At 55.2% G+C, this 22120-nt stretch carries 22 protein-coding genes; 7 read left to right on the top strand and 15 right to left on the bottom strand.

All coding sequences use genetic code 11. From position 1 onward, the window contains the following. Nucleotides 1-56: 56 nt before the first annotated feature. From U1140_RS08265 to msrA, 4 genes are all read right to left on the bottom strand, one after another. Nucleotides 57-977: a DUF5926 family protein gene (locus tag U1140_RS08265; protein WP_369847134.1), complete on the bottom strand. Its 921-nt coding sequence runs from the start codon at nucleotides 975-977 to the stop codon at nucleotides 57-59. A gap of 80 nt (nucleotides 978-1057) precedes the next feature. Further along, nucleotides 1058-2101, bottom strand: a complete 1044-nt coding sequence (locus U1140_RS08260) for a virulence RhuM family protein (RefSeq protein ID WP_284796940.1) — start codon at nucleotides 2099-2101, stop codon at nucleotides 1058-1060. A 104-nt stretch (nucleotides 2102-2205) separates the two neighbouring features. Continuing rightward, complete coding sequence (locus U1140_RS08255; RefSeq protein ID WP_369847133.1) at nucleotides 2206-2931, bottom strand: glycerophosphodiester phosphodiesterase family protein; 726 nt, start codon at nucleotides 2929-2931, stop codon at nucleotides 2206-2208. A 45-nt stretch (nucleotides 2932-2976) separates the two neighbouring features. After that, entirely contained in the window at nucleotides 2977-3639 is a 663-nt protein-coding gene (msrA, locus tag U1140_RS08250; protein WP_369847132.1) for a peptide-methionine (S)-S-oxide reductase MsrA, read from the bottom strand. Between the two features lie 213 nt (nucleotides 3640-3852). Here msrA and U1140_RS08245 point away from each other — a divergent pair, with 213 nt between their 5' ends. After that, the gene (locus tag U1140_RS08245) at nucleotides 3853-4455 is read left to right on the top strand and encodes a superoxide dismutase (protein WP_249619959.1); all 603 of its coding nucleotides are present in this window, start codon (nucleotides 3853-3855) and stop codon (nucleotides 4453-4455) included. Between the two features lie 129 nt (nucleotides 4456-4584). Here U1140_RS08245 and U1140_RS08240 read toward each other — a convergent pair whose 3' ends face one another. Both U1140_RS08240 and U1140_RS08235 read right to left on the bottom strand, forming a co-directional pair. Beyond that, nucleotides 4585-4986, bottom strand: coding sequence for a hypothetical protein (locus tag U1140_RS08240; protein WP_272697180.1), 402 nt, complete (start codon nucleotides 4984-4986; stop codon nucleotides 4585-4587). 163 nt (nucleotides 4987-5149) lie between these two features. Next, the gene (locus tag U1140_RS08235; protein WP_369847131.1) at nucleotides 5150-5665 is read right to left on the bottom strand and encodes an IS3 family transposase; all 516 of its coding nucleotides are present in this window, start codon (nucleotides 5663-5665) and stop codon (nucleotides 5150-5152) included. Between the two features lie 807 nt (nucleotides 5666-6472). On the opposite strand from U1140_RS08235, the gene U1140_RS08230 reads away from it, so the two are divergent. From U1140_RS08230 to U1140_RS08220, 3 genes are all read left to right on the top strand, one after another. Next, complete coding sequence (locus tag U1140_RS08230) at nucleotides 6473-7843, top strand: FtsX-like permease family protein (protein WP_369847130.1); 1371 nt, start codon at nucleotides 6473-6475, stop codon at nucleotides 7841-7843. 10 nt (nucleotides 7844-7853) lie between these two features. Further along, complete coding sequence (locus tag U1140_RS08225) at nucleotides 7854-8594, top strand: ABC transporter ATP-binding protein (protein WP_369847128.1); 741 nt, start codon at nucleotides 7854-7856, stop codon at nucleotides 8592-8594. Between the two features lie 186 nt (nucleotides 8595-8780). Further along, nucleotides 8781-9995, top strand: coding sequence for an MFS transporter (locus U1140_RS08220; RefSeq protein ID WP_369847127.1), 1215 nt, complete (start codon nucleotides 8781-8783; stop codon nucleotides 9993-9995). A 1-nt stretch (nucleotide 9996) separates the two neighbouring features. Here U1140_RS08220 and U1140_RS08215 read toward each other — a convergent pair whose 3' ends face one another. Beyond that, nucleotides 9997-11598 (bottom strand): TM0106 family RecB-like putative nuclease, encoded by a 1602-nt coding sequence (locus U1140_RS08215; RefSeq protein ID WP_369847126.1) that lies wholly within the window; start codon nucleotides 11596-11598, stop codon nucleotides 9997-9999. An 86-nt stretch (nucleotides 11599-11684) separates the two neighbouring features. Here U1140_RS08215 and U1140_RS08210 point away from each other — a divergent pair, with 86 nt between their 5' ends. Then, complete coding sequence (locus U1140_RS08210; RefSeq protein WP_369847125.1) at nucleotides 11685-12320, top strand: DUF6474 family protein; 636 nt, start codon at nucleotides 11685-11687, stop codon at nucleotides 12318-12320. Between the two features lie 99 nt (nucleotides 12321-12419). Here U1140_RS08210 and U1140_RS08205 read toward each other — a convergent pair whose 3' ends face one another. Together U1140_RS08205 and U1140_RS08200 are read right to left on the bottom strand one after the other, a co-directional pair. Next, complete coding sequence (locus U1140_RS08205; protein ID WP_018121632.1) at nucleotides 12420-13058, bottom strand: LuxR C-terminal-related transcriptional regulator; 639 nt, start codon at nucleotides 13056-13058, stop codon at nucleotides 12420-12422. A 53-nt stretch (nucleotides 13059-13111) separates the two neighbouring features. Next, nucleotides 13112-14374 carry a sensor histidine kinase gene (locus U1140_RS08200; protein ID WP_369847122.1) on the bottom strand — a complete coding sequence of 421 codons (1263 nt, stop codon included), beginning with the start codon at nucleotides 14372-14374 and terminating at the stop codon, nucleotides 13112-13114. A 91-nt stretch (nucleotides 14375-14465) separates the two neighbouring features. On the opposite strand from U1140_RS08200, the gene yidC reads away from it, so the two are divergent. Beyond that, the gene (gene yidC / locus U1140_RS08195; protein ID WP_369847120.1) at nucleotides 14466-15755 is read left to right on the top strand and encodes a membrane protein insertase YidC; all 1290 of its coding nucleotides are present in this window, start codon (nucleotides 14466-14468) and stop codon (nucleotides 15753-15755) included. Here yidC and U1140_RS08190 read toward each other — a convergent pair. The 4 genes from U1140_RS08190 to U1140_RS08175 form a co-directional block, all read right to left on the bottom strand. After that, entirely contained in the window at nucleotides 15752-16378 is a 627-nt protein-coding gene (locus U1140_RS08190; RefSeq protein ID WP_369847119.1) for a TetR/AcrR family transcriptional regulator, read from the bottom strand. The genes yidC and U1140_RS08190 overlap by 4 nt on opposite strands. A gap of 191 nt (nucleotides 16379-16569) precedes the next feature. Next, nucleotides 16570-16827: a GlsB/YeaQ/YmgE family stress response membrane protein gene (locus tag U1140_RS08185; protein ID WP_369847118.1), complete on the bottom strand. Its 258-nt coding sequence runs from the start codon at nucleotides 16825-16827 to the stop codon at nucleotides 16570-16572. A gap of 3 nt (nucleotides 16828-16830) precedes the next feature. Next, the gene (locus tag U1140_RS08180) at nucleotides 16831-17727 is read right to left on the bottom strand and encodes a universal stress protein (RefSeq protein WP_369847116.1); all 897 of its coding nucleotides are present in this window, start codon (nucleotides 17725-17727) and stop codon (nucleotides 16831-16833) included. A 224-nt stretch (nucleotides 17728-17951) separates the two neighbouring features. Continuing rightward, a complete protein-coding gene (locus U1140_RS08175; protein ID WP_369847115.1) occupies nucleotides 17952-18083 on the bottom strand; it encodes a hypothetical protein in 132 nt (43 codons plus the stop codon). 18 nt (nucleotides 18084-18101) lie between these two features. On the opposite strand from U1140_RS08175, the gene U1140_RS08170 reads away from it, so the two are divergent. Beyond that, complete coding sequence (locus U1140_RS08170; RefSeq protein WP_369847113.1) at nucleotides 18102-19112, top strand: pseudouridine synthase; 1011 nt, start codon at nucleotides 18102-18104, stop codon at nucleotides 19110-19112. On the opposite strand, the gene crtI is transcribed toward U1140_RS08170, so the two are convergent. After that, complete coding sequence (gene crtI / locus U1140_RS08165) at nucleotides 19109-20737, bottom strand: phytoene desaturase family protein (RefSeq protein ID WP_369847111.1); 1629 nt, start codon at nucleotides 20735-20737, stop codon at nucleotides 19109-19111. The genes U1140_RS08170 and crtI overlap by 4 nt on opposite strands. A gap of 5 nt (nucleotides 20738-20742) precedes the next feature. Then, nucleotides 20743-21741, bottom strand: coding sequence for a phytoene/squalene synthase family protein (locus U1140_RS08160; RefSeq protein WP_369847110.1), 999 nt, complete (start codon nucleotides 21739-21741; stop codon nucleotides 20743-20745). Nucleotides 21742-22120 lie beyond the last annotated feature (379 nt).

The following is a 22120-nucleotide window of genomic DNA, read 5'->3' as shown; positions in this document are numbered from 1 at the left end:
AGGTATTCGTGCTTGCCGACGGTTCCCCGTCGGCAGCTTCCTACCGGCGCCGTCTGTTAACGGATGGTGACCTGGCGCGATTTAATGTTTTGCAGCTGCTTGCGCTCGTCGGCCGACAGCTGCGCGTCGTTGGAGATTTCTTCTTCCAAAGCCTGGTTCACGCGTTCCAGCTGCTCACGGTAGGTGTCCGCAGCTGGCTCTGGGGTGACATCGAAAACTGGAGCGATCACGCCGTGAGTACGGAACACACCGGCAAACTTGGTGTCTTCCCCAACGTGCAGGTCACCGCGGGCGGCCACGCGGGCCAGGGCGTTGAGGAAATCATTTTCGTTGTCCACTGGGCGTACCCAGCGGATGTGTGCCTTCCCACCGCCGGTATCGGACCACCACAAGGTGCCGGGCGCGTCGGCGTCAATCGCGTGAGTTTCGATGACGGAATCATTGGCCATTTGCATCGACTGCGCAACCTGCTCTGGCATGGGCGCACCTTCTGGCATCCACCAGGAAAAGTCCTGTTCTAACTGGATATCCAGCGTGGTGTCTTGAGGCAGCAAATCCGTAAGCTCTGGCTGGTTGCCGTCGGCGGCCGTGGACACCAGCGATTCGCCAGCCGAGTGCTCTTTCACCCAGTTCAGGGCGTAAGCAAGGTCATGGTGTGGGTTCGTGCCGTGAGCTTGCACCTGCAGGGCGACGAAGGCATCGCCGCCGTATTGCTCATCACGAATCATCGCCGCAGATGCTCCTGGCAAAACGCTGCACAACCACACGGTACGGTCAATGCCAGCGATATCGACTTTCGCGTAGCCAGACGGCACGAACTCCTGCAATGCGATCAGGTCGGCCTCGCACGCAAACCCAGCGAACGGGCGTGGGTCTTTTTCCAGCTTGGCACGTTCTGCGGCGCGAGCTGCAAGTTTTGCTTGCCGACGCGACATTCCCTCTGGGAGATCTTCTTTGTTCTTTTTCTTCTTCGCCATGCACGCAAGTTTACGACATAGCTGCCTTCTCATTTTCCAAAGCGCTGCAGCGTATACCGACGGCATCCAAAGTGAACTTATTAATCGTCTTCGTTCTTGATGGACTCAACCGCATTTTCACCTGCTTTCATGAAAGCATCGAAGTCAGACTTAAATCTCTTATCCTGCTCAACCCGAAATTTGGAAAATTCTCCGAGCGCAAATTCATCAGCAAGCTTTTTAGAAATCTTACCTGCGTTTTTAAGTAATTCACGACCATCGATCGATAATACTTGATCGAGTAGTGCCGCCCACTGTTCCATAGTGGTTGGTATCTGACGTTCAGCTCGACTTTCAGCCAAGTTCAAGAACGTTTCAACTAGCCGCCCTAAATCTTTGATCTCTGTTTTAGATAGATAGTTCTTGCCGACGGTCACATCCCCGGCCAGCACCTTGCCATCTGGAGCTTTGCTCCAGGTGGTCAGGCCCATATGCATTTTGTCTGCCGAAGCACGTTCATGAATCAACTCTGCAGCGGTGTGGCCATGTACCGCGTAATGCAGTTTGTTCTGCACCGTAGCAAAGAAAGTTTTTGTAACCGGTGCGTCCTTGTCATAGTCTGTCGCCGTTATATATATGTCTGTCACCTTTTGATAGAAGCGACGCTCCGATAATCGAATTTCTCGGATTTCTTGGAGTAGCTGCTCAAAATAGTCATCCCCAAAAATCTCGCCGTGTTCCATGCGTTGTTTGTCGACGACGAATCCACGCAACGTGAAATCTCGAAGCACTTTAGTAGCCCAGATCCGGAACTGAGTCGCCCGTTTGGAGTTCACCCGATACCCAACCGAAATTATCGCATCGAGATTATAATGTTTGACCTGATAATTCTTACCATCATCGGCAGTTGTCCGGAATTTCCGGACAACTGAATCCTCTTCTAGTTCTCTTGATGAGAAAATATTCCGAAGATGCTCAGAAACAGTACGCTTATCTACACCGAACAGCTCCCCCATCAGCGCCTGCGTTAGCCAAATTGTTCCTTGCTCATATCGCACCAACAGATCGCGTTCGAGATCCGCGGCAGTAAACGTAAGCAGTGGCCCTACTGATGAAATTCCTACGTTCCTTGGCTGATCACTCATCAACTCATCCCCCAGTTACGTTCAATCGCTTGTTGGGCTACCCGTTACTTTACAATTATTCATTCGGCAGGCGGAGTCTCCGTAAGAATGTATACAGCCACTTCTCATTCCCGCAGCGCTTTAAGCGCAATATCCGGCCAATTCGTCGCCAAGAGGTTCACCCCGTGATCGCGCGCCCAGCGCATATCTTCCGGTTTATCGACGGTCCACATGTACGTCCGACGGCCTCCCACACCAATCGCAGCCGGGTTGGCTTTGCCGTGCTCCAGAGAAAGCCCCAGCGCATGCGGGCGTGACAGCATCAAATCGCGGCTGTTCCACCGGCGTTCCCAACCGCGGCGCAAATAAATCCGGTCCACTTGCGGCACGAGACTCGCGAGCCTGCGCAGCGAGGCATGCGAAAAAGAAATGATGTGCACGCGAGGGTCCGCAACCATCCCGGTACGGTGCAACGCCCGCGCCAGAGCTTTTTCCAGCGCCGCGCCCTGGCGCACCAGCGGTTTGGTCTCAATATAAAGGTGGTGCGGGTTATTCCCGAGCATGCGCAGCAAATCGTCGACAAGCATGAGTTGTTGTGGCGCATCCTCGGAACCGATATTCAGCCGCTGCAGCTCGGGCCAGGTCATGCGCGCGACCATCCCCGTGCCAGTGCTGGTGCGGTCCACGCTGGGATCGTGGATCACCACCGCCTGTCCATCGCGGCTGGCGCGAATATCGCATTCCAGGCCATGAATGGGCAGTTGCAAGGCTTGCTGAAACGCCTCGGGCGAATTTTCCGGATACTTCCCGGAATAGCCACGGTGGGCGACGATATGACAGCCAGTCAACATGGTGTGCGTGAACTCCTCGGGATAACGAAGATACAGCGACCAAGCCTAAATACTGCAGGCAATACCCGTGCCGTGGTGCGGGCAATAGCCCTGTGGGTTTTTCTCCAGGTACTGCTGGTGCTCGTCCTCAGCCAAGTAGTATTCGCCCGCCGGGGTCTCGGCCAGCGTGGCGATCTCCGTGGTGACTTCACCGTAGCCGTTGGCCTTCAATTTCTTACCGTAGGCGTCGACAAGCTTGTCGACGGTCTGTTTTTCTTCCGCCGCGTTCGGGCCTTCGGTATAAAACGCCGAGCGGTATTGCGTGCCCACGTCGTTGCCCTGGCGATAACCCTGAGTTGGATCGTGCGCTTCGAGGCCGACACGTACCAGATCCTCCAAGGACACCCGCGACGGGTCATAAACCACGCGCACAACCTCCACGTGGTTGGTGCGCCCTGTGCAGACTTCGCGGTACGTCGGGTTCGGCGTCACGCCACCGGCATAACCAACCGAGGTAGAAAGCACGCCATCCAGGTTCCAGTAGAGCTTTTCGACGCCCCAGAAACAGCCCAAGCCCACGATCAAGCTGGCCTGGCCTTCTTCCCAAATGCCGGTAATGGGCGTACCCAACACGGCGTGCGGGCGTGGGTTTTCTAGGACCGGGTGCTTTCCGCCATGCAGGGCGTCTTCTTCAGCGACGAGTTCTGGGTTATTTCCAAACATCCACATGCCGACATTCTACGCGGGCCAAGCTCGCGGAAAGCTGTGGAAATAATACCGAGCGCATGTCAGCTGGCGCCCGGATTTCATGTCAGCCGACGCACGGAAGTAGATGTGCACGAGCGGTCAGGGATTGGTCAGGGATTTATGTCATAAAAATGTTGCAATATTCTTATACGTGCCTATTATGGGCGATGTACCCAACGAAAGGATTTAGCGATAATGGCTGTTTACGAACTCCCAGAACTCGATTACGACTACAACGCTCTGGAACCACACATCTCCGGCGAGATCATGGAGCTGCACCACTCCAAGCACCACAACACTTACGTTCAGGGTGCTAACGCAGCTTTGGATGCCCTGGAAGAAGAGCGCAACGGCGAAGCCAACCCAGACCGCATCCGTGCACTGTCCAAGAACTTGGCTTTCAACCTGGGTGGCCACACCAACCACTCCATCTTCTGGAAGAACCTGAGCCCTAACGGTGGCGGCGAGCCAACCGGTGAGCTGGCAGAAGCTATTGACCGCGACTTTGGCTCCTTCGAGAAGTTCAAGGCGCACTTCTCCGCAGCAGCCCTCGGCCTGCAGGGCTCCGGCTGGGCCGTTTTGGGTTACGACCACATTGCTGGCCGCCTGCTCGTTGAGCAGCTGACCGACCAGCAGGGCAACACCTCCGTGAACTTCACCCCACTGCTGATGCTGGATATGTGGGAGCACGCTTTCTACCTGCAGTACAAGAACGTTAAGCCTGATTACGTCAAGGCTGTCTGGAACGTCTTCAACTGGGACGACGTTGCAGAACGTTTCGCAGCAGCGAAGAAGTAAACCTGCCGCCGCCGCATCATCACTGCGGCTTGCATGATCGCCGTGCCCGCGCACGTTACGTGCTGGGGGCGGCGTTTTTTCATGGCGTTTTTTAGTGGCAGTTTTTATCTCGTGGGTCACCGTTCTGGCTTAGCGAGTTCTCCCGGAAACCATAAGTAGAATAAACCCCAGCCACAGTAATCCGGTGGCTGCCGTTATTACCCATAAAAGCTCACTAAACAGCGGTTCCCAAAAACCACCGGCACGAAACAGCTGGGTAATAACAGAAGCAACTGCAATAACAATTCCTGTGGTAATTATCCATGCGCCGATTTTTCCTATCCGGGATGTACAATTCCGCGCTCGCTTATGGCTCCAGAGCGAAATATTTGTCCCGATAAGCACAACCGCGATAGTGGTGGCCAGAAGAAATAATGCGCCAACAAGAAACGGAAAACCGTCATTAGCGCCAGCAATGATGCTAATAAATACATAGAGTGTGACGGCCACGAGAACCGAAAAAATGGTGATGCTTTCCAAGGGTTTCAGCATGTCTATTCCACTCCTAACCGTATAAGAGCGTCGCAGCTCTCAGCTTCTAATTTGTTGTGTGTTGTTAATACGACGATTGTGAAGTGCTCCGGGTTTTGTTCCTAGGCATTTGCCTTATTTTTTTATTATTTCTCAGGCCGGTTGATAGCTCCAAAACTCTGATTCAATCTCCGTTGGTGTGCGGTAGCCAAGGCTCTGATGAAGCCTTGCGTCGTTCCACCAATTCACCCAGTCGAAGGTCGCATCGCACCTGACAGGACCCAACCGACAATCCACCGGAGAACGCATCGGTGGCAAACGCAGTGTAGACAAAGCCTTTCTTCGTGTGCACGCAAGTAATATCGGCGACCCACAGCTCATTCGGTGCTTCGGCATTGAATTCGCGTTGCACTAAATCCGGGCACGTATCCACCGTCTTTGACCTACGAGTCGTCACCGGTGACCGGCCTTTGCCTTTGCCAGAAACACCAGCCAAACGCATCAATCTGGCGGTGTGCTCACGACCGATATTAATTCCTTCACGGCGTAGAGCATGCCACATTTTCCGCACACCGTAAACACCGTAATTAGCTTGATGAAAAGCACTAATGCGCTCATTCAGCACCGCGTCACGAAGGCGACGAGCACTTAAGTCCTCGGGCCTTGGACTGGCGGTACCCACGCGAGGTAATGAAGCCACCTTCGCGATTGTTCTTCAACGTCGTGCATATGAACTCGACTGAGAAACGATTCCGGTATTCATCGATGAACCGAATCATAACTAAGGTTTCGGGGCTACTGCCTGAAACGCGGGGTGCATCGACATATTTTCCGCCAAGATGCGATCTTCCACGAGACGGACCACGCGGTCCTTCGCATCCTGGTCAAATTCTTTTAGGCATGTTCCAGATTTTCCCATCCACTCAAACGGAACAAAACCTGGGACACTTCAACTCAGGCGGAACAGGACCTGGGCAATCCCAGCCCTATCCGGGGGGGGTATATACCTCAATAATGATCGTATCTATTACCTGAATAACTATTGAGCATGACTATAATTTAGGCCACAAGAACAAGTTAATGGCGAATTCAGGAAGGAGGTGGAGAAAATGATTCAGGAACTTAATCTGGAGGTTGAAACAGTGCAGCCGGCAGACCAAGATGACCACTGGCATTTTGTTACTTGTGGAGTCATCCTTGGTTCTGGTGATTACCACAGTTAAGACTATTGCCTACGTTTTTGGCGTCATTATTCAACGTACTGGAATTCTTATAGCTGAGTAGCGTTGCGTTTATCTTATATACATTCGGAATCTGTGTTAATTTTTTTCCGTTTTAGAATTCAGACGGTTACAAAACGTTACTGTGCATGTTAGGAATAAAAGAAAAAGCCGAAGGAATGAGTGGAACATTAAAAGGCGTACGCCTGGTTAGCGTCCTAATTATCCTGACTTATATCATAAATACATTATATGCGATAATAAAATTCTATGAGTGAGAGAAATGTATGTATAAAGAAATTCGAGATCTTAAACCGGTTTCCATGGCGGTTCTACTGTTAACTCTAGTATCTTCGTGGATGCTTTCTCTTTCCCTTGGCGTTATAGTCGTTGGCGCTCAGGCTTCTGAAGCGGAATCGGGTGAACAGTTCGCGGCTATGGGAGGTCTTCAAATAGCCCTAACATGTTTGGCGGTGCTGATGTGCCTTCCGTCTGTTGTCAAAGTAGCTATTCGGCGAGATTCTCGGCGCATAGCACTTTGGCAGGTCATCGGTGCCTCTCCTCACAAAGCGAGGTTGAGATACATAGGAATAGCTACTATTAGTTCCTTAGCAGGATCTCTGATGGGAAGTGTTCTAGCATTCTTATCGTGGCCAGCTCTCGGGCGCATTATTGACCACACAGGGTTCCTGGTACTGCCTGCACTATCAGAGCCTTTGACTGTGTGGGCTTGGACTTTTGGGCCGGGGATAGCTTTTGTTGTGTTGTTTTTAGCATTGATTTTGGGAACACGACAGCTGAAAAAGGTAGAGCCGGTAGAGGCCGTGATGGACATGCCTGAGCAAGCGCCTTCTCGCAGCATTGTCAGACTAATAATCTCAGGCCTCATCATAACAGGCATCATTGTTGGGTATATAGGTATTGCATCAACTCCACCAATTGATGACATGGAGCGTCTCAGCGGATTACTCTCCTCTTATTGGGGTGCAGGGCTTGGATTGTTGCTCGCCTATGGCTTGTCAGACCGAGTGGTGGTGAAGCCAGTTGTTACCTTAATAGGTAGACTATTGCCACTGAACTGGCTGGACAGTTGGGTGCTTGCCAGAACATCGGCTCGTCGACGAGCCACGTTGTCTACCTCGGTTGTTACCCCATTGGTTGTGGCAGCGGCGGCGGTTGGCTCTATCTTCGGCATGGTTAACCAAACCAAGAACATTATGTTTGTCTCGGGTGCAAATGAGTCGGACCTTCAGGTTAGTCCAACAAGCCAAATCATCCTGATCTTTGGTGCGCCCGTCATTATCGCTGCTTTTTCTGGCGTGATTGCCGTGTCTCTCACAAATGAGTGGAGACGACATGACGTTGCCTTGCTGCAAACCTTGGGTGCAACTACAGCTTCAATTCGGTGGTCTTCTGTATTTGAATGCATAATTTATTTCTTATCGGCCGCTATAATTTCCTCGATTATTCTAGGATTTAATGCTTTAGCCATCGGTGTCGCATTTGGACAAGGTCCGGTTCCGGACGCAAGCCCCGTATGGATTGGAAACGAAACCTATTTCCTGCTTATTGCCGGATTTTCGCTACTTGCAGTATCTATTGTGATTCCAACATTTAAGGAATCCAGAAAGCTCAATATTACCGCAATCTCGCATTAAGGAAAGTAAAATGAACAATATTATTGACACACAGGAACTGAAAAAATCATTCTCAATCAATAAGAAGGAAAAAGAGCAAGTCATTAGGGGGATTAACTTTTCTGTCACTGAGAACGAGTTTATCTCAATCGTTGGACCTTCTGGATCGGGAAAATCAACGTTTCTTTACTGCATTTCTGGACTCGTGCAAGCTGACTCTGGGCACAGTTTTTTGTGTGGAGTTGATTTGGTGACTGCGTCCAAAAACCAGCGGAGCGATATTCGTCGTAAAAACGCGAGCTTCGTTTTTCAAGATTATAATTTGGTAGATTCCATGACAGCCCTGGAAAACGTCCAGCTGGGCTTACGATTCGTATCTAAAAAGATTGCGAAAAAGGAGCTGAATAACCTTTTTGAAAAGTTTGGGTTAGCCGAACGGAAGAACTATTATCCTGCCCAACTTTCTGGTGGCCAACGCCAACGAGTGGCGATTATCAGAGCCTTAGCCACGAAGCCTCGAGTGTTGTTCGCCGATGAGCCGACGGGTGCGTTGGACTCTCGGTCTGGGAGCTTAGTCATGAACGAACTTGCAGAGCTCAGCCGACAAGGCGCTGCTGTGGTCATGGTGACGCATGATTTAGATGTGGCAGCACAGGCACAGCGTGCCGTTGTCTTGTCGGATGGAAGGTTGATAAAGAACCTTGAGAACCCAACAAGGCAAAAACTGTTCCAAGCACTTGATGCGAATAACGGAAGTGAGGATAAGTTGTAGTTTGCATTTCATGAAGAGGATAGGTGCATTTGGGTTTTGTATGCGGGGTATGCAAAGGGACTATTGGGAATGAAGTGCCTGGTTTTCTTCGGCTTTTGCCTAGGTTTCCATTGTCTAGTGCCCTGAAGTGCCAGGTCTAAAACTCTTCTTCAACCACGCAGTGAAAAACGTGGCACCATGTAATATATGGCACAAACAGTACCCGCACGCGGCCTACAACGGGGAGAACGCACCTACCGGTTAGCCACCGTCGCGGTCCTGGCAGCGGGGCTGGCCGTATTCAACGGGCTGTATGTCACCCAGGCTATGCTGCCTGCGCTTGTCGACGCCTTCGACACCACACCAACAGTCGCAGCGCTGACAGTCTCCGTCGCCACGGGAATGTTGGCAATCTGCGTGGTTCCGGCCTCGATCCTCTCGGAGCGCTTTGGCCGCAACCGAGTACTGATTATCTCCGCCATCGCGGCCTCGCTCATCGGGCTGACGCTTCCGCTCGCCCATACCATCTACCAGCTCATCGCCTTGCGGTTGCTGCACGGTGCTTTCATCGCTGGTACACCCGCGGTGGCCATGGCCTGGCTCGCTGAAGAGCTCGACCACCGCTTCCTGGCCCGCGCCATGGGCGTCTACGTCGCAGGTAATTCCGTCGGTGGGCTCACCGGCCGGTTGCTCCCGTCGATGCTGCTGGAAGTCACCGACTGGCGCGTAGCAATCTTCTGTGCATCCCTCCTGGCACTAGGCTTCGCCATCATCGTGGCGCTCACTCTGCCGCGCCAGCAGTTCTTCCAGCCGAAGGCCCTGCGGTTTCGCACCGAATACGAATCCATGGTCACGCACTGGAAAAACCCATCGCTGGCAGCCATGTTCCTCATCGCGTTCTTAGCCATGGGCGTGTTCGTCTCGCTGTATAACTTCCTGGCTTTCCGCTTGATCGACTACTTCGAGCTCTCCCCAGGCATCGTCGCACTGGCATTTTTGGCCTACCTCAGCGGCACTTATTCCGCTGCCCGGGCAGGTGTGCTGGCGGAAAAATTCTCCCGCGGCACCGTGCTGGTGTTTTCCACCGCAGCATTCATCATCGGGCTGCTACTTACTGCCACCCCGTGGCTGTGGCTTAGCCTGACCGGCTTGCTGATTTTTACCGCGTCCTTCTTCGCTGCCCATTCCATCGCTTCTGGCTGGGTGGGCTCCATCGCAGAGCACAACCGCGCCGAGGCATCCAGCATGTACGTGCTGTGCTACTACCTGGGCTCGTCGGTCGTCGGCGCGCTGGCCGGCTTGATTTTTACTGCCCTGCCGTGGTGGGGCTTCGTCGGCACGCTCGCCGTGTTGGCTGGGGTCATGCTGGCGCTGGGAATATTCGCGCACACCAAAGAGCAAAGCAACGACGACGCCGCTTAAGCTAAGCACCCGCCCGAGCCGCTCCGCGCATCCGTGGAACGCCCGGCGCGCCCGCGCACAACCAATCCCGCACCACGCGGGTGGCCTGACAATCACCCCGGTTATAGCCCAAAAGCTGCTCCCGGGCGCGGGTTGCTTCCAGTCCATCGCCCACGGCTATACGACGTGCATTCACCGATTGCTCACCATCGACATCCTCATCCGGCCAGGTATACCCCGCCGTCGCCGCCACCTGTTTCAGCCCCATGCCCGCGGTATCAGCCAAAAACTGCTTGGCATAGCGGAACACATCCACCCATTGCGTAGAGCCAATAAAGGCATCAATCTCTGTGCTCGTGGGCACGCCCGGTTGCCCCGCAAAACGCTTCGCCGACCTACGCATCCAGTGGTTTTCCCCGTGCGCGGAATAGCAATAGGCACGAAAGCTCATGCCGGCTGCTTCTGCTTGCCGACGCCGCGTGCACACGTAATCCCAAAAATTCGCGAAATTCTTCGCTTCTGCAGCCCCACCGAGCTCGTCCCAGGTGACAAACGGGTGATAATCCGCGCCATCCCACACGCCCCACAGGTACGCGCCTTGATCCAGGTAGGCCTCCATATCGATATCCAGTTCTACGTCAGCGCGCGGAATCTGCATCTCATCTGCCTGCTGGCGCGCCAGAAACGGGATTCCCCGGCGCCACGCATCTGCCAATTGTGGGTAATCTCCGGCGATAGCAGAATCTGCGCTGCGCAGTGATTCAACGGTGGTGATCCCTCGTTCGCGCAATTGATCGGCACGATCACCAGACAAGAACAAACTGATATCGTCGGCATCGCGTAACTCTTGCTCGCAATAGACCCAGAACCGACAGCTCGCGCATTCTTTCCTACGCCGTGGTGCATCCGGCAGCTTCTCACACCTCACCGCTGTCAGCGCGTCGCTCAATCCCCGTTGGAATCGTTCAGTATCCATGAGGAAAATCCGGCGCCGATCCTGCCCAATCAAACCGCCACGCCCGGTAGCCAGCCCGAGTTCTTCGAGCGCACGTGCTGCCAGGCCCAACCGATAACCATCAACAGAATGCTGGCGCAGGGTAAATTCCTCGGTGATGGGTTGGCCCAACCCTGCGCGATGGGTGGGAAGAACGGCTACCGCGCCACCGGCTTTTTCTCGCGCCACGCGGTGGTTGCTGACCATCACCGGCAGGTACGCGTTGTCCCCGGTGCGCACCAGAGCATCGACGGAGACTTTCCAGTCCACAGGCGCGTGCCCATTTTCACGACGATTGCCTGTGGTTCCCGCCAGCACCGCGCCGGTCACCAGATCCGGCTGCCACGCGAGTGCTTCTAAGGTATCGAATTCCCGGCGCTCGACCGCTGCGGCATCACCGGCGGGCAGCGGGCCTAAATCTATTCGTTGAAAATTCTTGCGGCGCCCGTCGCCAAGCGCGGGGGCTGTCGGCAACAAAGCAGCCACCTCTGCCCGGGCATCCGCGCTGCGCAACGCACGTTCTTGGGAAGATAGCGTCGGTGGCGTATCCGGGTAACGGCGGGCTTGCACCAAGCGATAACGGCAGCCGACGAGGTCATGCGCTTCCACAAATTCCCGACGGCCGATCACAGGTGGTCAGCCTAGTCGAGACCACCAGGTATTGTTGAATCAGCACTAAGTAAAAATACGCAATTTTCAGCGAAGGTGAGCACACCATGGGCTTGATGAAGTCACTCCGTAAGCGCCGCAGCGATGCCAAAGCCGCCGTCAAAGCCGCCAAGGCACGCGCGAAAGCAGAGGTCAAAGCCGATTCGAAGGCACGCGCACGCCGCGAGAAGCTGCTGGCGAAACAAAAACGCGCGATTATTAAAGACGAAAACAAGGGCTTGAAATCCAAGCGCAAGCACCAAGAAAAAATGGCGAAGATGGAGCTGGACAAGCTGCAGACCGGCAAATTCAACGCCGATAACATCAAGCGTTATGCCGGAGCTTCTCGCGTCCTGTTGCCGCTGGCACTGCCTCTCATTTACCGTGGCATCACCGCAGCCCAGGAGCAATTTAGCAAGCGCTCGGCACAGCGTTCCGGTGTCACCCGCGAGCAAATGGCGCAGTTTAGCGGCCACGGTGCGGATTTGAAGGTGCGCATCCAGGGAATCCGCAACTCGCTGCAGGAAACCACCGTCAAGCCGGGCTACAAGCGCGATATCAACGACCGCCTGGACGAGCTAAAAGCAGCCGTCGATAATGCAGAGTTCATGACGGATCAGCAGCGTCGCCGGGCACACCGCAGCATCAGCAACGATATTGACCTCATCACCGAGGATATTCAGCGCAATATCACTGAGGGCTAATATCATCGAGGGCTAATATCACTGCGGGCTAAGGCCAAAAGAGCCACGAAGCCCAAGAGGGCCAAAAGGGCTACGAGTGCGAACACGGGCCAAGAGCCCTTAGAGCACTCCCTGCTCACGGGCGGCAGCCACCGCTGAGGTCCGCGAACGCACACCCAATTTGTCGTAAATGTGCACCAGGTGCGATTTCACGGTGGCCTCCGAGAGCATCAGTTCAGTACCGATATCCCGGTTCGACGAACCCGAAGCCACCAGTTTCAACACTTCCAACTCGCGCGGGGTGAGTGAGCTACGCGGGGTGCGCACGCGCGTCATCAAACGATCCGCGACCACCGGCGACAACGCCGAATCGCCTTCGGCTGCCGAACGCACCGCAGCCAACAATTCCGCCGGTGGAGAGTCTTTCAGCAAGTAGCCCACCGCGCCGGCCTCGATCGCGCCGAGAATATCGGCATCGGTGTCGTAATTCGTCACCACCAGCACCTTGGGCGGGTGCGGAACCGAAGTTTTGATCATCCGTGTGGCTTCTGCCCCGCCGGTGACGCGGTGGCCTTCGGCACCGGCTCCGAAGCGCAGGTCCATCAACAGCACGTCAATGCCGCCAGCGTGCGCAGCAGAAATCGCGGCTTCGGCGGTGGCTACCTCGCCGACAACCTCAATATCTTCTGCATCATCCAAAATTGCGCGCAAACCCAGGCGCACGATTTCGTGGTCGTCTGCCAGCAAGACTCTGATCATGGTGGACAACTACCCCTTTTCTGACGGTTTCTTAGCTTTATCTTACCCTGCACTTAGTTCTCGCACGGCATCGTCACCGACACCGCGGTCCCGCGCCCGGGCTCGGTTTCAATCTCCATCTCGCCGCCTTGTTCCGCGGCCCGCTGCCGCATGGCCGCCAAACCCACATGCCCCAAGCCACTGGGGCGCTTGTCGACGTCGGCAAGATCAAAACCAGCCCCATTATCCACCACGTCCAGGCGCACGACATCCTCGTCGTAGGTCAACGTGATGCGAGCCCGGCTAGCGCCGGCATGCTTGACGACGTTACCCGTTGCCCCCTGCGCAATACGCAACAACGCGGCTTCGGTTTTCATCGGCAGCTGGCGGGCGGTGCCATCGACTTCGACCTCGATGGTGATCTCGCTAGTATCAGCCCAGTTTTGTGCCACCCGCTCCAACGCTTGCTGCAGGGAGGTTTCTGCGAGTGTGGCCGGCTGCAACGCCGCGATCATCGCGCGGGCTTCTTGCAGGTTATCGGCGGCCGTGGTGCGCGCCAGCTCAATGTGATGCCGCGGCTGGCTAGTATCGACGGCATCGTCACCGTCGTGGGCGGCATCGATGCGGTCTAAGCCGCGGTCGGCGGCGTGCAGCAGCATCTGAATGGACGACAGCCCCTGGGCCAGGGTGTCGTGAATTTCGTGCGCGATGCGCTGGCGTTCGGCGTTGATGCCGGCATCGCGTTCAGATTCCGCCAGTTGCGCCCGGGTTTCCATCAATTCGCGGATCAGCTCCGCACGCTGGCGGCTGATGTGTGACAGCGTCGTAAAGGCAAAATGGATCGCGACGGTAACCACCGCAGATACCGTCGGGCCCATGATTCCGCCCAGGGTCAGCCCGGACGGGATCTGCATGATCACCGTGATGCTGGTGGCAAACATGACAGAAACAATTCCACGCACACCATCGAGCACCCGAAGGAATAAAAAGAAGATGGTAAACGCCAGGTAGGCGCCCATCGGGGTGACGAACATGATGCCCATCCACACGGCCAAAAGCCCGAACAACCAGAACAGTTGGACGGATTCTTCCTTGTCGTCAAGGTAGACCGAGCCTGCGAAATAGATCGCGGCGAATGCGGTATACAGCACTAAGTTCAGGCTGGCTTCGGGCAACGGCATGCGCAGAGAACCGATCACGCCGACGACCAACAACACGGCGGTAAGCACATGGATGCCGTCGCCAAGCACGTCTCTATCGGCGACGACATCGGCAATCACAGCTTCAGCTTCGGAATCTTGCGTGTTTACCTGCACACGTTGGTTCTGCCCGCTCATGCCCACAGCTTACCCAGTGCACCCGGGCGGCTAGACTTTAAGCGGCCGGTATTTTTGTGCACTCCTCGGTGGAAGGAAGCTCGTTTTCGATATGGAAACTCTGTACGACGCGTTCATGTATCCCGTCTCGGCGGTGATGAAGCTCTGGCATCTGATTTTTCAGAATGTCTTTGGGCTGGATGATTCCATCTCGTGGTTGATTTCCATTCCGTTTCTGATCGTCACGGTCCGCGGGTTGATCGCGCCGCTGACCTGGTATTCGGCTCGTTCCGGGCGGATTGGCGCGCTGATTCGTCCGCGCCAGCGCGCCCTCGACGAGGAATATGATGCCGCCACCGACATCGAAGAAATCCGCGAGTACCAGCAGAAAAAGCAAGCGCTTTTCGACGAATACAGCTACCGGCCTGCCATGGGATGCATCCCGCCGCTGATCATGATTCCGGTATTCATCGGCTTGTACCGTCTGTTGTTGCTGATGGCGAATCCGTTGGCAGATAGCAACAGCGGTGCGAACTCGGGTATTGCCGCCGCCGAACCGATTGGTCTGCTGACGGCCGCGGAGGTCGATGATTTCCGGCACACCGAGCTTTTGGGAATCCCGCTGCCTGCTTTCGCGTCCATGGGCCCAGACTTGGAGCAGGCATTTAATATCACCACCGACGAGGTCATTTCCGGCATGATGCCAGTATTGCTGCTGGCTATCGCCTTTACCACCATCAACCTGGTGATCAGCACCTATCGGGCCTTTTATACCACCGAGTGGTCCAGCGCGCTCGCGCGTGGATTGTTCAAGTTCATGATCATCATGTCGGTGTTCGTGCCATTGTTGTTGCTGCTGCTCGCGTTCAGCGTGCCGATCCCGTGGGCGATCATCGTCTACTGGTTCATCAATAACTTGTGGACACTGGTGCAGTCGCTGGTGTTCATCGTCATTGTGCGGGTGCGCTACCCGCTGCGCGAGGAGCACCATGAAGCTCGGCGGGAATCGCACCGTTTGTTCCGGCAGCGCAAACGCGAGCGCAAGCAGAAAAAGCGGCAGCGCAAGCAAGAAAACAAGAAAGCCCGAAAAGACCCGGAGTACGCAAAACAGCTGGAAGCTTCACGGGAAGAAAAGCAGCGCACCGAAGAACAAGAGCGGGCTGAGAAGAAAGAGCTGCGGAAGCAACAGCAGCAGGCTCGTCTCGAGATTATGCGGCAGCGCAAGGCAGAAAAGGCTGCGCGGAAAAAGAATGCTGAGGCGTCGGGAGCTGCTGAGGCTCCGGACGCTGTTGAAGCGCCCGATTCTACCGACGAGAAAGACGCAGCCGGAGAGAATGGTGCAGCCGGAGACAGCGCCGTCGACAAGCCGGAAGACCGTGACAGCCGCGACAGCCGCGACTAAATCGAATAATCAGCCGGTGGGGCGGCAAGCATCTGCCGTGCCAAGTCTCGCGCGGTCACGAGCGGGTTGATGCTGCGAGTCAGCCGTGCACCGGCGAGCCCGCCGTCGAGGAAGATCAACAGCTGCGAAGCCTGAGTGGCGGATGGGTAGCCGTTTTTCTCATTCAGCAGCGCCGTCATGGTGTCGTGCACCCAGCTGCGGTGGTTCATGCACGCAGAGATGATTTGCCGTTCAGAGTCCGTCTCTGGCTTCGGGTATTCATTGGCGGCGTTGAGGAAGTGTGATCCGCGGAAGTCCTTTTCCGGTTCGTCGTCGATGGCTTTATCGAAAAAGGCCAAAAGTTTATCTTCCACGTTGGTCATCTCGGCGATGCGTTGCTTCCAGTCTTCCCGGAAGTCTTCGTCGAGTTTTTCAATATAGGCCGTTACCAGGGCGTCTTTGGATCCAAACAGGGAGTAGAGCGAAGCCTTGGCGACGTCTGCATCACGCAGGATGCGGTCAATGCCGATCACGCGGATGCCTTCTGTATCGAAAAGTTTGGTGGCAGAGTTGAGCAACCGAGTGCGGGGACTCGGACGGTTTTGGCGACGGTTAGCCGTCGTCTTTTTCTTGGCGTTGCTCACTCCGGCTGCCTCCTACTCTCGCTCGCTGGCATGATCCTGCCACGCATCTGTACTAGTCGGTCTACATACAATATAGACCACCCGGTATAGTTCAGGTACACCAGGAAGAGGTTCTGTATGCAGATGGCTGCTTAGGCATGCAAAAAGCCAGCCGGTAACACCGACTGGCTTAGCAAGAGGTAGGTGGGATACTACTTCTTTATCGCATTCAAAATAGACAACAAGATCACAGAACCAAGCACTGCCGTAAACAGGCTGAACCAGAAGCCACCGCTGGCGACATCCACGCCAATCACGCCCAGCAACCAGCCGCCGAGTACACCACCGATGATGCCGACGATAATGTTGCCGAAGAAGCCTTGGCTCGAATTTTTGATCTTGCCGGCGATCCAGCCTGCCAAACCACCAATGATGATCCAGGCAACGATTCCTAAACTTAAAGTTTCCATTGCTTACTCCGATTCTGGGCGAACAACCATCATTGGGCATGGTGCAGATTGCAGCAAAGCGCGGGACGTCGAGCCGAGCAACATTCCCTTGAAGCCACCACGGCCGTGGGAACCGGTGACCAGCAATTGTGCACCTTCCGCATTCTCGGCCAGTGCGCGCACCGGACGGTCACGGGTGACGATCTTTTTCACCGGAACTTCTGGGTATTTCTCAGCCAAAGCAGAAAGGCGCTCGTCCATCATCTGCTTTTGTTCCTTTTCGGTTTGTTCCCATTCCTGCTGCGCAGCAGTCAAGCCTGCCAACGAAGCTTGCACCTGCATGTCCATCCAGGTGTTGATCGCGATGAGCTCGGAACCGCGGACGTGGGCTTCGGCGTAAGCGTATTCGGTTGCTTTCTGCGAAACCTCAGAACCGTCTACACCAACAACAACTGGGCCATACTTGGAGGATTCGGTGACACCGGAATCTTCGCGGACAACCACGACCGGGCAGGTGGAGTGCGAGACGACGGCTGCCGATACAGATCCCATCACCATGCCGGATAATCCGCCCAGGCCGCGGGATCCCAGAACGATCATGGTGGCGTCGTTCGACATCTCCAGCAGCATATCAATCGGTGAGCCTTCAGCAACCGTGTGGCCGATCTTGATGTCTGGGGCTACCTCGTGCGCAAGTGTGCGCGCTGCTTCAATCTTTTCTAGGGTTTCGTTCTGCAGTTCGTCGTAAAGCTCCTTCGGTGGAGCCATGCCTTCGGCGTACAAGAACTGCGGCATCGTGTAACTAGAAGCTAAACGAAGTGGGATCTCGCGTTTCGCTGCAGTATTAGCTGCCCAACGGACCGCCTCGTTCGAGGCATCGGAACCGTCTACTGCTACAACAATGATGTCTTCTTTGGACATTGTGCACCGCCCTTTCTACAGGTCATTTTCAGCCATAACCGGTGAATACCTCTGACCGAACCTGAAATGAGCAAATCCGGCGATAATATCCCTTCCACCACCCAGTATAGCCGCGATTCCTGCAGGTGTCTGCGGATTCACACCGCAGACGATGCACCTGGGCGCGATAGGCTGTGCGTGATGTCACCCGCAGCAGCCAGCACTATATTACAGCCAGCGCTATATTATTTGTGCGCAGCTTCAGAGTTGGCTGGGTAGAGCAGCTGGAAGATCGAGTGGAAGATCTGCGAGCTCATAAGCCCCTGGTCAGACTTGAAAAAATTGATGATTGGTTCCAAGAGTGCATTAAAATCCATAACGATATAATAAACGATATGCGTCGAAAGTCCACCCCGTTGCCCATCAAAAATGGATTAAACCCGACGCGCATACGCGTTCAAGGCGCAGGACTTTCCGGCATCCGGGCCGCCGATGCCGTCGCGGAGGTGATTTTCTCTCAGCGCCACCGCCACCCGGATGATGATTGGGATGCCATTCACCAGCGCTTTGACGCCGGTGAGGTGGTGCGGCATAACGGAAGCCCGTTGCATGCGGATGATGTGCTCGCAGAAAATACGGAAGTCTTTTTCTATAAAATTCCCGCGCCGGAAACTGCAGTCCCGTACCGGCTGTCGATCGTGCATCAAGACGATGATCTGCTGGTCGTCCACAAACCACCCTTCATGGCTACGATGCCGCGCGCCCGCCACATTGTGCAAACAGCCACGGTGCAGCTGCGCCGTACCACCGGCATCGCAGAGCTATCCCCTGCGCATCGTCTCGACCGCCTGACCTCAGGTTTGGTGGTTTTTACCACCCGTCCAGAGTTGCGCGGGCCGTATCAGACCTTGTTCGCGCAACGCCGGGTTTCCAAAGTATATGAGGCCATCGCCGCCCACAACCACGCCCTTGCGCACCAACTTGACCAGGCGCTTGACGACGCCCGCCTGACCTGGCGTTCTCGGCTCGAGAAAAACCCCGGTGAACTGCAAGGCCGCTTCGTCGAGGGGGAGCCGAATGCCATCACGCACCTTGAAGCTATCACCGCCTGCAGCCCTGCGGAACAAGCCGAGTTGGAGAAAATCCACGGGTCGCAGCCGCCGTTGGCGCGGTATCGGCTTGCACCCGTGACCGGAAAAACTCATCAACTGCGTTTGCACATGTGGGCTGCCGGGGTGCCGATCTTGGGTGATCCAGTCTATCCCCGGATCTACCGCGAAGACGAAGAAGATTTCGCCGTGCCGATGCATTTGATCGCTCGGGAAATCTCGTTTCAGGATCCGCTATCCGGCGAGCAGCGTAGCTTCCGTACGGATCTCGGCGTATTAGATACTGCCTGCAGTTAATTCGCGGGGCGTACTTCGTCGGCAAGCATGGGACGCGAATCCGTGCGCCCATCGATGCGTTTGAGCACGTTCTCCGCAGAGATCAAACACATCGGAACCCCCACACCGGGGGCTACCGTCGCCCCCGCATAATACAGATTCTGTAATTTCTGGGATTTATTCTGCGCACGAAACATCGCGGATTGTGCCAGCGTATGCGCCGGCCCGAGCGCACTGCCGCGCCAGGAATGGAAATCGTCCGCGAAGTCAGCTGGGCCCAGAGTGTGTCGACTGACGATGCGTTCACGCAGGTCTGTGATGCCAGTCGTGCTCGAGATCGTCTCTAAGGCGCGATCGACGATTGCCGTTACGGCCGGTGACTCGGGCTTCCTACCGCCCGGGTCGCCACTACCAACAGAGTCTCTGCCCGGGTAGCCACTGCCGTGCCCGATGCCCACATCGGCTGCCGTGGGGATGAGCACAAAGAGGTTTTCGTGGCCATCCGGAGCGACGGTATCGTCGCTCGACGAGGGCTTGCAGACATAAATTGAGTCGGAGGCTTTGTCCGCAGGCAAGGCTCCAGCGCTGGAAAACACAGCGGCAAAATCTTTCTGCCAGCGCGGAGACAGCAGCAGCGAGTGATGCGCAAGCTCGGGAAGCTTCCCCCGCACCCCAAACATCGCTAGCACAGTACCGATGCCAGGATCCCGGTGTGCAAAGGTAGTTTCCGGATGGGACTGGTATTCCCGAGGCAGCAATGCGGTCTCGGTGTGGTGCAGATCTGCCGTCGAAACCACCAGCTCAGGGCGGTAAACCTCCTGTTGCCCTGCCCCGTCTTGCACGTGCACCGCGCTGATGCGGCCTTGCGCACACTCCAGCTGGGTCACCTCTGTATTCAACGCGAGTGCCACACCGTGTTGCCGAGCTAATTCCTCAACGGCATCGACGATGGCACGAAATCCACCTTCTGGGTATTGCACCCCCAATTCCAGGTCTGTGTGGCTCATCAGGTGATACATGCTCGGTGCACTGGCAGGTTGCGTCGAAAGAAATACCGCGGGATATTGCAAGATCTTGCGCAGCCTGTGATCGCGGAATTGCTTGTCAACGAATCGTTGGAGTGGCTCAAAAAGAAATCGAACGAGGCTTCCGGTTCGCGCTAAAACCGCGCGGTTAAGGAACGGCTTCGGCGAGCGGAACGTCGTATATAGGAAGTTTTCTAGGGCAATTGTGTAAACCAAATGCGCAGAACGGAGATAGCGCGTCAGTTTTTCCCCCGCACCTGGTTCGATAGATTCGAAAAGTGCAGCGACCTTGTCTGCACCATAGGGAATATCAAGGTATTCGCCAGGCCCTGTCCACAGACGATAGGCCGGATCGAGCGAGCGCAAACGAAATTGCTGAGACACACTGGTGCCCAGTAAACGGAAAAACTGCTCGTAGGCTTCGGGCATCAAATACCACGACGGCCCGGTTTCGAAGCGAAAGCCATCAGCCACGATCTCGCCGATCCGGCCACCGGGCTGGGGTTGCTTGTCGACGACAGTGACCGCGTAGCCGCGTCGAGCCAGTAGTGCGGCAGTGGCAAGGCCACTGATTCCGGCGCCGATGACAACTGCATCGCCGCAAAAATTTGTGTGCTTCACGAAGCCTACTTTCTCCGTAGTCGTGTTTCGAGTGTTTCAAGTCCACAGCTGGTGAGACTGCGCGCCAAGAAGCCAAGTTTCCGATGGTTCGGGACAGAGACTCGTTTCGGCTCTGTATTGCTACCAATGACGATCTCCGGGCTTTGAGTCAGTATTTCCACGAGTTCGCGATATATCAGTGTTGCGGCGCGCACCGCAGGTTGGATATATACGGGCAATAAAGCGATGGCTTGTTCGCCTGCATCTAAGTCGGCCTTGATTTCTTCGAGCAGAACTGTGAGTGCTTCTGCGCGATGTTCACCTCGTAGTGCTGGATAGTAGTCCCGTTGCCGAGTCGAAAGGTCATCATTGTAATCACGCAAGAAGTTGACTTTTTGAAAGCCGGCGCCGAGTCGCTGCGCCCCAATACGGATGACCTCATATTGTTCTGGTGTCGGCTGTGGTTGATCCGCATAAAAAATGTCGAGACACAACAAGCCAATTACTTCTGCAGAGCCATAGATATATGCCGCTAGCGCTTCATCGTTAAAGCTGGTGTGGGTAATGTCCATGCGCATAGAAGCGAAAAAGGCGCGGAGATGCTCGTTGTTGAAGCAACATCGACGTGCGGTGTTCGCGTATGCATGCAGAATTGGATCGGTGTGAAAGCGAAATTGAGGTGCGGCCAATGCACGTGCTTGGTAGTTGTCTAGGGTTTCGCAACGCGCTTCGTACTCATGACCGGAGGTGAACTCGGGCCCAGAGCAAAAACTGTCTTTAGGTTGTGGCTTTGTTTCAGGCAAACGATCTAGCGGAGTAATAGAGTATGCCTGTTCGTGTGCGCCGTCGACGATTTCGTCGGCGATGCGGACCACCGCATAGAGGTTACGAATGTCGCGCCGAATGTGCGCTGGGAATAGCCGTGTGGTCGCATAAAAGCTAGTGGAGTATTTTTTGATGACCTGCGCTGCTGCGGCGTCGCACATTGTGTCGTAGCGAAAGAGCTCGTGCTGTTTCGCGTTCATGCTAAAAGTCTGCTCCCATTAGTTGCGACGCTATTCTGAAAAAGATTGCGAATCGAAGGATGCGAAGCGCGCATCGTTGATTGCTCTATTATCGCAGATGATATTTAAATGTAGGAATCTCGCGGTGTGACAAGTACGAACGCTCTGTTTGTAGCCGTAGGAACATAAAAAACTATGCTGCAGTGATGTGATATCACTACAAGCACTCACTAGCCACGCAGGCACACGATAGCCGCGCACACCCCCAAGAAACACGAAAAAAGGGTGGACCCGAACAAACCGTGCACACGGTCCGGGTCGACCCTCAAAACATGAAATTATTAAGTGTCGGCAGCAACCTACTCTCCCACACCCTCCCGAGTGCAGTACCATCAGCGCG

It is taken from the genome of Corynebacterium drakensteinense (assembly GCF_041224285.1).
GTDB lineage: Bacteria > Actinomycetota > Actinomycetes > Mycobacteriales > Mycobacteriaceae > Corynebacterium.
The sequence above is the reverse complement of the archived record's forward strand: the minus strand, read 5'-3'. Positions and strand labels throughout refer to the sequence as shown.